The sequence below is a fragment of the Ruoffia halotolerans genome, assembly GCF_014049385.1.
GTDB classification, from domain to species: Bacteria; Bacillota; Bacilli; order Lactobacillales; family Aerococcaceae; genus Ruoffia; species Ruoffia halotolerans.
The window spans coordinates 75,677-90,801 of sequence record NZ_JACAOA010000003.1; the positions used below are offsets into that span (position 1 = coordinate 75,677).

16 protein-coding genes are annotated in these 15,125 nt (G+C 35.9%); all 16 read right to left on the reverse strand.

The annotated features are described in order from the left end of the window. Positions 1–713: 713 nt before the first annotated feature. Positions 714–947, reverse strand: a complete 234-nt coding sequence (locus HW423_RS11505; RefSeq protein ID WP_408014878.1) for a recombinase family protein — start codon at positions 945–947, stop codon at positions 714–716. After that, positions 904–1,392, reverse strand: coding sequence for a phosphoribosylanthranilate isomerase (locus HW423_RS01815; RefSeq protein WP_218930247.1), 489 nt, complete (start codon positions 1,390–1,392; stop codon positions 904–906). The genes HW423_RS11505 and HW423_RS01815 overlap by 44 nt, the downstream gene beginning before the upstream one ends. Positions 1,393–1,707: 315 nt before the next feature. Continuing rightward, positions 1,708–2,235 carry a GNAT family N-acetyltransferase gene (locus HW423_RS01820; protein ID WP_006702270.1) on the reverse strand — a complete coding sequence of 176 codons (528 nt, stop codon included), beginning with the start codon at positions 2,233–2,235 and terminating at the stop codon, positions 1,708–1,710. 443 nt (positions 2,236–2,678) lie between these two features. Further along, on the reverse strand, positions 2,679–3,410 hold the full coding sequence (gene erm, locus HW423_RS01825) for a 23S ribosomal RNA methyltransferase Erm (protein ID WP_218930248.1): 732 nt from the start codon (positions 3,408–3,410) through the stop codon (positions 2,679–2,681). A gap of 378 nt (positions 3,411–3,788) precedes the next feature. Next, positions 3,789–5,294, reverse strand: coding sequence for an RNA-binding domain-containing protein (locus tag HW423_RS01830; protein ID WP_006702272.1), 1,506 nt, complete (start codon positions 5,292–5,294; stop codon positions 3,789–3,791). Positions 5,295–5,588: 294 nt separating this feature from the next. Next, positions 5,589–7,154, reverse strand: a complete 1,566-nt coding sequence (locus tag HW423_RS01835) for a recombinase family protein (protein WP_235956220.1) — start codon at positions 7,152–7,154, stop codon at positions 5,589–5,591. After that, positions 7,151–7,558, reverse strand: coding sequence for a recombinase family protein (locus HW423_RS01840; RefSeq protein WP_218930249.1), 408 nt, complete (start codon positions 7,556–7,558; stop codon positions 7,151–7,153). Before HW423_RS01840 ends, HW423_RS01835 begins: the two co-directional genes overlap by 4 nt. Beyond that, positions 7,555–9,102: a recombinase family protein gene (locus tag HW423_RS01845; protein ID WP_218930250.1), complete on the reverse strand. Its 1,548-nt coding sequence runs from the start codon at positions 9,100–9,102 to the stop codon at positions 7,555–7,557. The genes HW423_RS01840 and HW423_RS01845 overlap by 4 nt, the downstream gene beginning before the upstream one ends. A 57-nt stretch (positions 9,103–9,159) precedes the next feature. Beyond that, entirely contained in the window at positions 9,160–9,333 is a 174-nt protein-coding gene (locus HW423_RS01850) for an SHOCT domain-containing protein (protein ID WP_197115139.1), read from the reverse strand. A 161-nt stretch (positions 9,334–9,494) separates the two neighbouring features. After that, complete coding sequence (locus tag HW423_RS01855) at positions 9,495–10,937, reverse strand: glucosaminidase domain-containing protein (protein ID WP_218930251.1); 1,443 nt, start codon at positions 10,935–10,937, stop codon at positions 9,495–9,497. Positions 10,938–10,945: 8 nt separating this feature from the next. Next, positions 10,946–11,371 carry a phage holin family protein gene (locus HW423_RS01860; RefSeq protein WP_235956222.1) on the reverse strand — a complete coding sequence of 142 codons (426 nt, stop codon included), beginning with the start codon at positions 11,369–11,371 and terminating at the stop codon, positions 10,946–10,948. A 6-nt stretch (positions 11,372–11,377) separates the two neighbouring features. Then, positions 11,378–11,707, reverse strand: coding sequence for a phage head closure protein (locus tag HW423_RS01865; RefSeq protein ID WP_218930252.1), 330 nt, complete (start codon positions 11,705–11,707; stop codon positions 11,378–11,380). Next, positions 11,707–11,982 carry a head-tail connector protein gene (locus tag HW423_RS01870; protein WP_197115141.1) on the reverse strand — a complete coding sequence of 92 codons (276 nt, stop codon included), beginning with the start codon at positions 11,980–11,982 and terminating at the stop codon, positions 11,707–11,709. Before HW423_RS01870 ends, HW423_RS01865 begins: the two co-directional genes overlap by 1 nt. A gap of 19 nt (positions 11,983–12,001) precedes the next feature. Next, positions 12,002–13,198, reverse strand: coding sequence for a phage major capsid protein (locus HW423_RS01875; protein WP_218930253.1), 1,197 nt, complete (start codon positions 13,196–13,198; stop codon positions 12,002–12,004). 12 nt (positions 13,199–13,210) lie between these two features. Further along, entirely contained in the window at positions 13,211–13,882 is a 672-nt protein-coding gene (locus tag HW423_RS01880; protein WP_218930298.1) for a head maturation protease, ClpP-related, read from the reverse strand. Next, positions 13,848–15,116, reverse strand: a complete 1,269-nt coding sequence (locus HW423_RS01885) for a phage portal protein (RefSeq protein ID WP_218930254.1) — start codon at positions 15,114–15,116, stop codon at positions 13,848–13,850. Before HW423_RS01885 ends, HW423_RS01880 begins: the two co-directional genes overlap by 35 nt. Positions 15,117–15,125: the final 9 nt, after the last annotated feature.

Sequence of the window (15,125 nt, forward strand, 5' to 3'; positions counted from 1 at the left end):
AGAAAATCAAAACAAGGTTAATTCAGTAGACCTGTTCTCCCATACACCCTCCTCCATTTTCAGCAAAAATTTTAACGCTTCATAAAATCATCTTTTAAGAAAAAAGGAGTTTCCAAACACCTCCATAGTGCTTAGTAACCCTTCTATAAAGCCATTCCTATTTAACTTTTCCCATCAATACTACACACTCAACATGCAATTTTTAGTCTATTTCTTATCCTAGAAAACGCTATTGTATCAACACTTATACTGAATCTAAAATAAGTCGATAGATAAGTAGGCTAATCACTGGCTATCATCTCCAAGTAGAGTTAATATCTCATACTGACAAGGAGGAGATAGCCATGATAACTTTAAAACAAACATCGTTTATTGTTCAGATTTTTTTGCATAACGAGCACCCATTGTTTAAGCATGTCCATGATTTCAAATACGATTTTTTCTCAAATACAATCATTCACCTAACGTAGCTTGTATAGCTTATGAATCTTTCTGTGCCTATAACGGGGAGGAGCAATTTGAAGCACAACCTGAAAACATTTTCCCAATTAGTCACCAGACTGATCTAGATATAAAAGAAATCACGAATCACATTCAAAATCATATTGACCAGCAATTCAAGTTGCTGCATGAAGATGGTATCTTGCCAGCTTGCTACCTATGTAATATTCACGTTAGTCTTCCCGATAATGATCAAAAAGTGACCCTTTCCTTTAATTAGAGTCTGTCATAGAACTATATTTCTTCCCAGCCCGTTTCACTTCATTGCCTTGCTGGACGACATTGCTTCGTCTGGCTTTTTCTTCTTGGACAGCTTGAAACTGTTCGCGGCTGATAATCCCCTCATGATTATTAGCGTTATTGATTAACTTACACTCTCTCCATCTATTTTTAATTGCTTTATTAAATATCCATTTTACGAAAATCCTTGAAATTGTTATTATCATTGCGATATGAATCTTTTGAAGATGCCTGATAAATATTAAGATATTGTCTTAATGTAGGTAAATAAAACTTCACTCCAGACTCTTCTATCAAGCTTAAATCATTGAGTTCAACCTTTGCAAACTCAGGTAAAGTATTAACTGCTCCATATTCAACACTTATGCCTTTGTTATGGAATTCATGTTCATGAATATCAACTAATTCATAGCCTAAATTTAACATAAGGGTAAGTATTGCGTCCCAATTATAAATCCTATCCTCATCTGGTGCCTCCCAACCCCTTGGATCTCCTTCAACATGGATGTCAATGTCTGATGGGATCCAATTTTCATCTGTGAGATATTGCAATCCAAGGGAACCCATTAATGTAGGAGTAATGTTGATAGAATTGAGTTGTTTACATATTTTTAGAAACTCATTAAATAACGTATAATATGACTCTGCCATTTTACCCTCCATATAAATATAAAAACTTCCTTAACTTATAAATAAACGTTACGAACTAGTTTAAAGATTATTAAGATAATATTCGACCTGTTCCCACAGACGAATTCATCACTTCACAGCCCAAAATACAAAATCAAGCTACATTTTAATTTTGCTGTACTAAATATCAGATACATATCTACTCAAGCATCCTGAAAACGTTGATATTAAGCTATTCTTGTCTGCACCTTTTCCATCAATACTATACACTCAACATGTGTGGTGGTTAACGTATTAATTGATAATAGTATGTTGGAAGTGTGGTTTGGATGGTAATTAGATTACATGCTCAGATGCCAAAATTGCATAGACGTAACTATCCGTCCATTCGCCTTTACTCCAATAATCTTGGATAAAGTGTGCCTCTTGTCGCATACCTACTCTTTGACATAATTTCGCTGAGGCAAAATTTCTTGCATCTAGCACCGCCTGGATACGATGAACATTATGTTCTGAAAATAAATAGCCAATCACTCTCGTTACCGCTTCACTTGCATATCCACGTCCAGAATACTTAGGATTAAAAACATAGCCAATTTCTACCGTTTCTTTCATATCGGTGTACCAAACAGAAATATCCCCGATAACTTTCTCCTCTAACACACAAGCTATGTTCAACAATTTCGCTTCAGAAAGCTCATTATTATTTATTTTCTCATTTAATAACTCAGTAGAAGTACTATCATCCCATGGCTCATGTAACAAGTATTTACAAACCTCTTCATCTTGATAAAAATCTAATAGATCTCTTAAATCTTGTGATTTAAAAGTTCTCAAGGTCATTCTTTCTGTTGTTAAATTCATGCTTTTTCTCCTCCATATCGACTAGACAGAACCTTACAAGAAATTACTTCTTCTGGTAAGTCATCTGCACAAAGTTTTCTTGTTATCACTCAAATTTTATTGAAAAGTGCCTTCAAAGTAAATATTTATATACGACACATGACACAAATTTTCTTTAAAATAATACTAAAGAGGGACAAAGGCTATGCATAATCACTGCATAGCTCCATGTCTCTCCTATTTTTCGTTAAGATTAATGTTTAACTAATTCTTCAATCAATCTTTCAAAAAGATTATATCCAGCTCATATTAGTATTAGTAGAGCTTTTCAAATATACATCACTCTTTTCATCAATATGTCTTAAAAATTGCTCATTGTGCAATCCGCCTGAATTTATGTTTGTCTACATATCAATAGTCTAGCCAACATTAGGAATAAAACTTAAGAATCATAATCTATAAATTTAATTAAACAATTGATAACTCTCAAATATACTATCAAATTGTTCCAATGTGACCTGACTAAAATCATTAATCTTTACATTTTGTTTAACTCTTCGAATTTGGTTTTTAGTAAATAATTTTCGATAATCTTTATTCACCCAGCTATACACAAAATCCTCATAGATTTGTCTATCTCTTGATGTCATATAATTATTGAGTCTTTTCATTCTAATTAGTGAAGAGTCAACACTAGGTCTAGGATGAAATATTGTTCTCGGAATATTTTTTACGATTGATATTTCTAAATCTTTTCTAAGGATTAATGCCAAAGCTCGATTCATATCTAATAATCTTTTTGCAAAGCCTTCTTCTACAATTAAAAAACTGTCGCTTGCCGAGGTTTCGTAAGCAATCTTTTTTACAAGATCGGTACTGATGTTGTAAGGTATATTTCCAAATATTTTATAATCCTTGTCATGAGGGAAATTATAGGACAAAACATTCTCATTAATAATGTTAAGATTATTTTGATTTCCAACTCTTTTTCTAGTTGCCTCACACATCTTTGTATCAATTTCAATGGCAGTTACTTCCTTACAAATTTTGCATAATTCTTTTGTAAAATGTCCTTTACCAGATCCTATCTCATATAATAAATCATTCTGTGAGATATTAGTTAAGGATAATATGCCTTCAATGTCTTCTTTAGCAGTAATAAAATTTTGTGTGTATTTAATTTGTTGTCTTTTCATTATAAGCCCTTTCTATAGTTTATTTTATGAGAAGTTTGCTTTTACTACAGCTATACTTAAATTACTCAAAAGTTTTCACTCCAATCTGAATAAATTCTAAAACCATTTTACCAAAAAACTATGTTATTAACTAGATTCATAAAATCCTATAAAGACATATCTTGCCTCCTTTAAATTAATTATTTATACTCCCGCTTTGTTATTTTTCTATCCTAATTATTTCCATACTGGAAAGACCAATTTCAATACATTTATCATTGATAACAACTTCCTTGACCAACCGATTCGTCAAAGCCTCATCATACTCTTCCAGCCGAGTGCGTTCGAGTACAGGTATAGATTAATTTAGGTGCTGTGAGAGTTTGGTTTGGTTAACACTTATTCAGAATCTCGGCGCACTATATTATCTTCTATTAATCTTAATAATCTTTTCATACCATAAGATTGTTCAGGGGATGATAATTTAAAAACATATCTTGTTGAACGACCTTTACCTATAACATCAATCATATTTTTTTCTAACAAATCGTTAATGGTAGTTCTAAACATATGATTTTCCATTGACAATTTTTCATTAGCCTCACTTCTACTAATTGATTGGTGTTCGACTAAATAATACAGTATTCTCTGCTGCTCTTCAGGGTATGTTTCAAAGGTTTTTTCCAAATCGACTTTCCAAATTCTTACTACTGTTCGATTTTGTTCTCTAATTACTTCTGGTAATTTTAATCTATATTTCGATGCAACATCAAAAATACGCGGACCTCCACTACCTGCTTTTTCTGAAATTCCAATCCTGCGCATGATAGATGACATGGTATGGTTTCTAATATTCGAGTTTCCTCCATGAATGAATTCATCAACAGTTATTCTCATCTTTCCGGGATTTATAAATTCATAATAATCCGGATAAGCATTAATTCTAATTGGAGTATCGGAATCGTAATAAGCATGCATTAATGAATTGACCAGAGCCTCCCTCACCGATGTCAGCAAATCCGATTTGAACGGCAATCGCATTTTCGTGCTTTCATCCAGCACAAACTCATCCTTTATTGATAATTTTAATTTGTCTATAGCCAATCTCAGAAAGCTAAAAACATTTAATTCAGGGAAGGCTGCATCTCCTGTAGAGATTCGATCAACCCAGTCTGTCACTAAAGAAGACTCTTTTTCAAAATAATCAAGTTGAAAACCAGGGTATCTATCAGTTATCGCATGAAATTTACCGAAAAACAACAGGCCCCCTGTAGTGATATAATATTTTCCATCGCCTTGTCTATCTTTCCGTAAAGCTCCAATTTCAATTAACATTGCTTCATGACTCATTTCAAGATATTTTTCATTTTTAGTTTGATCAAAAAGCAATTTTTTATAAACTTCTAAATCATCCTCATTTAAATCTCCTATATCATAATTTTTAAGTAACTCATTATCTGTTACTTCATGAGAGCCTACTACCAGTGCTTTGTATTTTTCTGTTGAGAGCTTTCTATCGCCTTCACCCAATCGCTCATATGCTAACCGGGGGTTATTCTTTAGATAAATTGGTTTTAAATTATATGGTGCTTCTGGGATATGAACGAAAATGACATTTGTGCCATCCTCTAGATTTATAATTCGAACATCTTCATCTTCAATAATATTTGCGCTAACTTTTTGAGTGTTATTAAGCAAGTTAAACAAATCATCTCTTAGTTTATAAGGATCATCTACTCCAGTCACTTCATTATTTTTCTCATCCACTCCAAATACCACAAGACCACCATCAGTATTGGCGAAAGCAGAATAAGTATCCCAGAATGAGTCTGGAACATTATTTTTTGCTTTTTTTAGTTCAACGTTCTTTCCCTCGGTTAACTCTAATAATTTTTCTTTATCCATCTATATACCTCTATTTTTTCTATTTTAGCACGATTCACGCACGATTATTTTCTAAAAAGAGCCCTTTGTAAAGGGATTCTTTATTTATTTCTTGATTTTTTTGCACGATTCACGCACGATTCACGCACGATTTATTCATAATTATTCGCTTTATTCTCCTAATCTATCAAAAAAAACTACCTTACGTGCGAAATAATTCTTCTAATAATTTTGCGAGTTTTAGGTTTCGAACCTATTATAGCAAAAAGAGAGACACAGAACTATGCAGCATCACTGCATAGCCCAATGTCTCTCTTATTTGTCAATATTAATTATGTCCCTAGTCTTCAACTCGACTTCAATACATTCATCCTTAATGACCACTCCCTCGACCAATCGATTCGTCAAACCCTCACCATACTCCTCCAGACGAGTGTGCTGAGTTTTCAAAAAAGCTTTGATGTCTGACCAGCGTCTCCGCTTCTCTTCATTGGTTGCATTCTCAATTAAAAGTTGCTGTTTCCTTTCTCGAAGTTTAAATATTCGCTCTGCTATGCGTTCATAGTCTTCTTTCTGATTTGCAAATTGATATAATTGCTTTTGTAAATCGTGTAACTGATTATCAACATCTTCCGCTGTTTCATCGTATTTGTTATTAAGAACTTGGGTAATATTTTTCTCCAAAACTTTCAAGTAGTTACCTTTATCTCCTATGAACTCATTAATCGCCTCTAATACTGCTTCATGAAGGAGATCTTCCTTAACCGTTCTCGCCTGACATTGCGTATGGTCAGTAAGGCGAGTCACACACCGCCAGACAGTCGCTTTACTTCCTCGACTGTTCCATTTTACTCGTCTAAAATTATCCCCACAGTGTTCACAAATTACTTTGCCTGATAAGGCATACTTTCCTTGGTACACTCGCTTCTGTTTTCGTTTGCCTGAATATAAGTTACTTCTTCTAGCCTTTTCTTGTTGAGCCAAATGAAAGGTTTCTTTGGAAACAATCGGCTCATGGTTGTCTTCGATATAATACTGTGGGACTGTCCCGTCATTTTCCACCCGCGTTTTGGTAAGGAAGTCCACAGTATAGGTTTTTTGAAGTAAGGCATTTCCCATATATTTTTCATTGCTAATAATGCGGTTAATACTATCTCCCGACCATTTTAGTTTGCCGGATCCCGTTGGGATTTTGTCGTTCATCAAGCCTCGTGCAATTCGTCCCGTCCCTTTCCCCTCAAGGTATTCTTTAAAGATGCGCCTGACCACCTTTGCCTGTTCCTGATTAATGATTAACGTACCTTCATCATCGGAATCATAGCCTAAGAACCGGGTTGTATTAAATTTCACCTGGCCTTGTTGATATCGATATTGTAATCCTAACTTGATATTTTTACTCATAGATTCACTTTCTTGCTGAGCAAGAGATGCCATGATGGTAATCAGAACTTCCCCTTTTGAATCCAAAGTGTTAATGTTTTCTTTCTCAAAGTACACTGCTACATTCTTTGCTTTTAGCTGTCTAATATATTTTAGACAATCCAAGGTATTTCTAGCAAATCTTGAAATTGATTTTGTGATGATTAAATCAATATTTCCTGTCAAACACTCATTTATCATCCGGTTAAATTCGCGCCGGTTCTTAGTATTAGTCCCTGAAATACCTTCATCCGCATAAATATCAACTAATCGCCAGTCAGGATTTTTGTTAATATAATTCGTATAGTGACTAACTTGGGTCTCGAAACTTCCAGTTTGTTCTTCACTTTCTGTAGATACTCGACAGTAAGCAGCGACTCTCAATTTTGGATGTTCTTTATCTAATGCACCCTCTTGTAATTTTTTACGAGCTGGAATTACCATAACTCTTTTATCTTTCATACTTCCACCTCTATGCTTTCATACAGCACTGATGCCTTTCGTAGGGGGTCTCGTGGTAATTTGGCTTTTTCCTTCCATTGAAACTTAGTAGAGATAGACATTTTAAGGGGCTTACACTCAAAGTTTCGTCCTAGCTTATTTTTTCGCCTCTCACGTTCCATTTGAACTTTTTCAAATAGTTCTATTGAAACAATTGCCGGATAAAAATCGGTCCCCATATATATTGGATTTGCCAGAACCCTACCAATAAATCCATGGGTTTTATTGAGGCCCGCTTCTTCACCCACTTTAACCAAAGACTTTCCAGTTAAGTATATTTCAAATAAGTCCCTAATTATTCTCGCTTCGTTTTCATCGACTGTTATTTCACCATGTTTTATCTGATATCCGTAATAGGTTTTCATTGGCTACTCCTTTCCGTAAATCTTAAACCACATTTTAGATAAAAATGAAAGGTTTCTCGATTCTCTACTTTTACCCTTTCTAAGAATTCACTTAATACACTATCCTCATGCTCATTAAATGGATTCCTTCGTTTCAAAAATTGATTCAGTTTCTTTAATTCTTGAAATCGAATTAATTTATTTTCATCTTCCTCAAGAACAGTTCGTTTTTCGTTCAACAGATTCTTCTTTTCTTGTTCAATTCGGTTCAAGTACTGATGATAAAATTCAACATCTATCAACCCACTACTCTTAAGTTCCGTAAGTGTTTGGATGTTATTCTGACAATCCATAATTTTTTCCTCTACAAGATTCAATCGGTTTTGAGTGACAAAAGATGTTTCACTAAAAGCGTCAATCGTTTCTTCAATAAGTTCTTCTCTAGCAAATATTAGCTTGTTTATCATGGTCATGAATGCCGCTTGAATGTCAGTTTCTTTTATAAATTTCATCGGGCATTGTTCCTTGTTACTGATATGCGTAGGACAGCACCAAGCTATGTAATTGCTTTGATTAGTGGAATAGTGAATTCTCCTTTTATAATTACTTCCACAATGACCGCATATTATTTTCTTCGTCAAGGGGTAGACAGTATTGCCTCGACTTACTTTGGTTTCACTTCGATTACTGAGTAAATCCTTAACTTTTTCAAAGTCTTCTCTTGAAATAATAGCCTCATGATTATCTGGAATGTATAACATATCAACGTCACCGTCGTTAACATGACGCTGAAATTCCGAGTCAGTGTATGTTTTTTGATACAAAAAATCTCCAACATAACGTTCATTTGTCAAAATATACAGAATCGTACTTTCTCGCCATATCTCTTTCCTAGGCGGAGTTATATTTTTAGAGTTGAGCTTATTGGCAATGCGATAAGTCCCTTCCCCAGCCAGATAGCTTTCGAAAATATCTTGGATAATCCTTGCTTCCTTTTCATCTATTTCTAGATTATTATTTATAACTTTATAACCATATGGTGCACTAATGTGTCGATAGGAATTATTCTCAACGCGCTTTCTCAATGCCCACTTGATATTTTCGGATATTGTTCGTGATTCATTCTCCGCTAAGATACTCATTGAGGATAGTAATAATTCACCATCCATCTGTTGTGTATTCAAGTTTTCTTTATCGAAATGAATAGCTATTTTTAACGCACTTAATTCTCTGACTACGGTTAAACATTCCAAGATGTTTCTTGAAAATCTTGAAATGGATTTTATCAACACAAGGTCAATCTTTAATTGCTTGCAATCATCAATTAGAGATTGTAGACCTGGCCGTTTCTCCATATTCGTTCCGGTAATACCATCATCCGAATAGATCCCTACTTTATCCCATTCTGGATGAGAATCAATGAGTTGATCATAATGCGCCACTTGACTTTCTAAAGAACCTAATTGTTCTTCGCTATCCGTTGACACTCTACAGTAAGCTGCTACACGAGTTCGATTATTATTTAACGTTTGCTGCACCGCTTCTATTTTTGTTACTTTCTTCATAATCTCACCTCCTTCGGCAGTCACATATTACCTCTCAAACCTTATACTATCAACGTTTTAGGCCAGTAAATCCTTTAAGTATGGATTGAATTTTTCTAAGTTTAATTGATGTATTTCCGCCTTTTCCTCCTCGGTGATTAGACCGACTTCCTTTAATTCATTTAAGGCTTGTTCAGCCAGAAAATAATCTATTTCACCATAAAATTGTGATGTTGTTATTTTGTCTTTCATCGTTCTCCTCCTTATTGCTTTATCGCCAAAATAGAGGTGAGTTCTTTTGTAAGTTAGTCTCCCTCTTACTATTAGCCAGGAGAATGAATGAATTCGGACGGTCTAAAAAATTTAGGCAAAAAATTAGACCTACCAGCACAGAATGCTAGTAGGTCATCTTATTATTTCTCTTTCATGGTTACTAAATATATTACGCCATCTACTTCGACTTCACCTTCTCCTTTTCTTGGTTGAGGCTGCTCACCACCTGCTGCTTGTTCAGAAGACAATGTAATTAGGTCTTTATCATTTTTTAACTTCTCATTTACTGCTTTTTGTATCAGTTCTGGATCATGCCCCAGTGAACGAATGCTTTGAATTCTCTCTTGACCGTCGCCATGCTTTCCGGAAATAATTTCACCAACTAACTGCTCCTTTGTAATGGGTTGGATTTGACGGTTCACTTCTTTTTGAACTTTTACCGCATCATAGCCGGCTTGTTCTAATCTTTGTGTCCGAGCATTTCCATTTCCCCATTTTCCTTGAATCACTTCACGTGCTACTTCTTGAATAGGAAGTCCTCTGTTGGATGTCACAAAACCATAACGCGGTCTTGCATAGCCCTGAATGGTACTAGAATACTTATGATAGCTTCTTCTGGCTACTTGCGAAACACCATTAATAATCGCATTCCCCTCTATTATATTGATGTTATTTCCAGATACCGTTTCTACCAGCCCAATGTGTTGTGCCCAGCCAGTTCGTAGATGATCCCATCTAAAAATAACGATATCACCTGGCAAAGGTAAGTATGTGTTCTCAGAAGATTTAAGTTGATACCAGATCCCTTTTTGTTTAAAGATATTTTTATGACGTTCGACCCCACACTCCCGCCCAATTAAATCTGTTGCCCCTGCTTCATCGGATATAACCGTTATAAAGGCATCACACCAATCATCGGTATATTTTACAGGATAGCCCACTGGTAATGGCTTCACCTGATTATAACGGTCAATTAAATTTTTATGGCTAGTTGATTGTTTAGTCATACCAAGGTAATTTTTTGCTACTTGTATTATATTTTTTGCACTTACAGGCATCTGCATTCCTCCTTCATCTAACACATCCAACGCACCTGAATTTGCTGCGTTAATTGTTTTCCTTCTATCAATCATTAGTTTTAAGTAATTTTTATAGCCAATCGCTGCATAATCATATTTTGCACCGCCCACCTTAAATAAACCTTTAACAGCTACTTCAAACTCACTTTGACCACTCACGTTATAAATTCCTCCAGGACGTAATAAGTAGGTCCAATCATCAACAAAGTCCTCTAACGAATGATATCGATAATAATATCCACCTTCTCTATCCGGTCGTTTACTTCCTTTGGTCACAGTAATTCCAGATGGTCTCACTACAACATCTAAACTTTCTTCACTAAAAGGCATACTCATACCCGATAAGTTATTATTTTGAATCGCAACCGGACTCTTGCCCCACATACTTTCAACATGTAGTTGTGTAATTAATAGGGAAGGTAAAATTAAGTAAGTGTTTGCTTTGTCTAATATGAGCTGAATTACCTCTGGTGCTAAGGTAGCACCTTGATAGTTTAATTCCATAACTTCTCCTAACTTTCCGCATCTTTATCTTCAGAATGATTAATTTGTTTGAGTGCTTCTTTGATTTTGGGTGGCACTGGCAAACCTATTTGAATCGCATTTTCCACAATAGATAATCCTTCATTTGAGGCATAAAAACTTATTGCAGCTGTTCTCAACACTGCAGACTCTCCACCAAAAATATGAATATCTAATAAGTTAGCTAAACCTACAATGACAAAAATCATAAATTTCTTTGTAATACCTTTACGCCCTACTCGGCTCGACAATTCATGATCATGATAAGCTCTTAATAACCCAGTCACATAATCCGATAGAACCAAAGTAACAAGGAATGTTAGTAGACCGTCTATTGGCCCTAGATACCACCCCAATATGCCTCCGAAAATCGCGCTAGTATTATTTACCACATTTGAATTTAATAGTGTTTTCAATCATCCTCACCCACCTCTCAAAGATGCACGTAATTCCATAAATCGATTACGATAGCGGATATTATCGATAAAGGTAATGTTATAAACATTGTCTCTAAACGTTATCGCAGTATCTTCAGAAATGTCGTCTCGATACCGGATTGTAAATTTTAATTCCTTTTCTAATGATAATCCTAAAGCTGAATAATACTCATCACCATGAAGATTTGATACATGAGCCCATGCGGATCCAAACTCAACGTATTCTTTCCCGTATGGGGTCCCATACTCATCCACTAATGTGCGTTCCTCTGAAAAACTAATTCTTTGGTTTAAATCATTAATCATAATATTCATTAAAAAACCTCATTTCGATAGGGAAAAAGAATCGCTCTCATTAACTGAATCATGGATTTAAAATCAGCAGTTTCTCGATTTTCATATAAATAGGCTACCCCATAAAGGATAGCCATAATTATATCTGCTGGGACTTCATCATATTCTGTCAATGAGTGTCTTAATGTATTTTCTACAGTTTGCTGGGAGGATTGAATGAGTTGAGTAATCAGACTATCTTCAACTTCATTCTCTACCCTTAAAAATAGCTTTGCTTCTTCTAAACTAACTACCATTACATTCACCTACTAACTATTAAGCACCCGCTTTTTGTTTCAATAACTTAACAGCTTCTGGTAAGATCAGCTTTCCGTCCACTCTTTGTGACCCTAAAAAACCAACCTGACCTGTCGTCGCATATAATTCATTTAATCGTTTAAAGCTGCGTCCTTCTCGATCCGCAATCCAGTAGTAACTGAAATCACCAAAAATCACAGTGGTTGCTCCAGCTGCAATTTCTGGAACATAAGGAGAGGTTAGAACAGGACAGTTTAGGATTTTATCTGGTGTACCGGCCACTAAAGATGGCTGCCAGATATATTGGCCATTAGTATCCTTTAGCTGACGAATGGCTTTGACCGTTTGGTCATTCATAATGAATACTGAATTTTTACGGTAAGGCTCTTTAACGGAATAATATAAATCAATAAGATTATCGAAAGTGATTGCCTTATCAGAAGTAGTAGTAATTCCTACCTCCACCGAACTATCAGAAAGGAGCCCTAATGGTTTTCCAACCCCATCCCCTACTAAGAAGGCTTCTTCTTCCTTAGATCCTAATCGGCGAGCAAACTCGCGCGCAATATAACTTGGTAAATTAAACGCAGAATCGTTTAATAATTCTTCTGATACTTTTACTAAAGTCCCCAATTTATGAGCTCCTAATAAAACTTGATTGAAACTCAAATCACTCTCAACATAGGACCCTTCTTCATCCATCCAAGAAGCGTCTCCTTTTGAAGCGACCACTGGAATTTTTCGTTCACCGCTACTCGTTTGAATGACTTTCGCAATGCGGCGGAAGATATTTTCTGACTCTAATCCTTCTATTAATTGACGTTCAAATTCATCTGGGACTAAATACCCACCTTCTGAATCCGTTCCAACCTGTAGTGCATTCTGAATAACACCGCTATTCTTACCACGCATCACATTCCAAAATGCTTGTTCATATTCTGGGCTGGCTTTCCCTGACGCATTTTCTTTTGTACTCTGCGGTGATGTGACAATACCTTGTGAAGTAGCTTGGTTCATCACTTTATCCATTTCTAGTTGTTTTTCTAAACGTTCAATTTCATGACCTAAAGAAACAACTTCTTCCTCCATCGCTCCATAGCGCTGCGTATCTTCTGCTGATAAGACATCTGACACTTTATAGCAGTCATCTAAAAAAGCCTTGGTTTGATCCCAGGCTTTAGCACGTTTTTGTCTTAATTCTTGTAATTTATTCATTAAATTTTCCTCCTAATATTTCAATCGCTCTAAGCGATCATAAAATGACTGAATCGGTGTGTATTTAGTTTCTAACTTCGCGACAAATTCAAGAGCTAATTGCTTCGTAGAAAAAGAATAATTTGATGGCGCAAGCTCTTTATCACCTTGATAAATCGCATCGCAGAAGCCTAGTTCTTTGGCTTTATTCGCATTCATCCAAGTTTCAGCATCCATCATCTTAGACAATTCTTCTCTGGTTAAATCAGTTTTTAGTTCATAAGCATTAATAATTGATTCTTTCACTTCCTCTAACATAACAATCGCTCGACTCATTTCTTTACTGCTTCCCATCACCGCTGTTAATGGATTATGAATCATCATGAGAGAGGTTGGTGCCATCTCCACAGTTGTTCCGGCCATTGCAATCACACTGGCAGCAGAAGCAGCAAGCCCATCTACTCGAACTGTTACCTCATTGGGATAATTCATTAACATCGTATAAATTTGACTGGCTGCAATACAGTCACCACCGGGAGAATTCAACCAGATAATAATAGGCCCATCTCCTTCATCTAATTGATTTTTAAATAGTTGAGGTGTGACCTCATCGTCTAACCAGGAATTCTCTGCAATGACTCCATCCATGACCAGCTCCCTTACACTTTCATTATTTGTCTTCTTCCAATTCCAAAATACGGTCATCTGCATCTATCCTCTCTTTATAAAAAGCCCCCGCTTGATCCAGTGGAAGCATGTTGCCATTCACTAAATATTGATTGCCACCCTCTTTATCACTGATATGGTTCATGTCTTCTAACTCTCGAATGTCATTTGCTGAAAGCCAACCGTTTTGACGTCCTACAGCATAACCATTCATTCGCGCCTCATAATCACCTCGTAAAAGTCCACTTACATTAAACTTTACAAAGTAGGTATCTTTCTCATCTTTAAAAAACAGTGATTGGTGAATTGCTTGTTCAATACGAACGAGCCAAGGATTTAGTGTGTATTTCACAAATTCCATGGATTGTTGCTCGATATTATTGAAGCTAGAGCGGTCTAAATCTCCAATCATATGTGGCGGCACTCGAAATATTCGCGCAATTTCATTCAACTGAAATTTTCTTGTTTCTAAAAACTGGGCTTGATCAGGTGGAATCGTTAATTGATGAAATTTCATTCCTTCCTCCAATACCGCGACACGATGAACATTCCCTTTAGAAAATTGTGATTGCCACGTTTCTCTTAACCGTTCTGGATCCTTGACAATCCCTGGATGCTCTAAAACGCCTCCGGGTGTTGCACCGTTTGCGAAAAATCTAGCTCCGTAATCCTCTGTAGCCAACGCCATACCAATCGCGTTTTTAGCCATCGCAATGGGGCTGTACCCCATCAGCCCATCAAAGCCCAAACCCGGAATATGAAGCACCTCTGATTGAATTAGTGTTATCTTTTCTTCTCTACCTGAGCCATCAGAGGTTTTGGTGTAAACATAAATCAATTTATTATTCTTCGCTCTTTGAACTTCTACTTGATTAGGCATCAATGGGTACATTCCTAACACATCACCTCTACCGTTGCGAATCACTTGAGCATAGGCATTTCCGTATAGGAGCAGATGTGACATCATCGTTTCTCTGAAAGTAAAACTCGTCATTTCTTCATTGGGCTCATCATGTAATAGAAAGTAGAGAGGGTGCTCTCGTGCTTTAACTTTGCTGCCATTGTCTTCATAACGATATAAATGCAAAGGTAAGCTCGCAACAGACTCGGACAGAATACGAACGCAGGCATACACTCCTGTTGACTGCATGGCCGTCCTTTCATTAACTTGTTGGCCAGAAGGGGTTGAGCCAAATAAAAAAGATAAGCGACTATTTGTAAAATTGGTCGGCTTATCTCTCGATCGAAATAACATTTTTAATTGTTCAAACATTTTCAATTT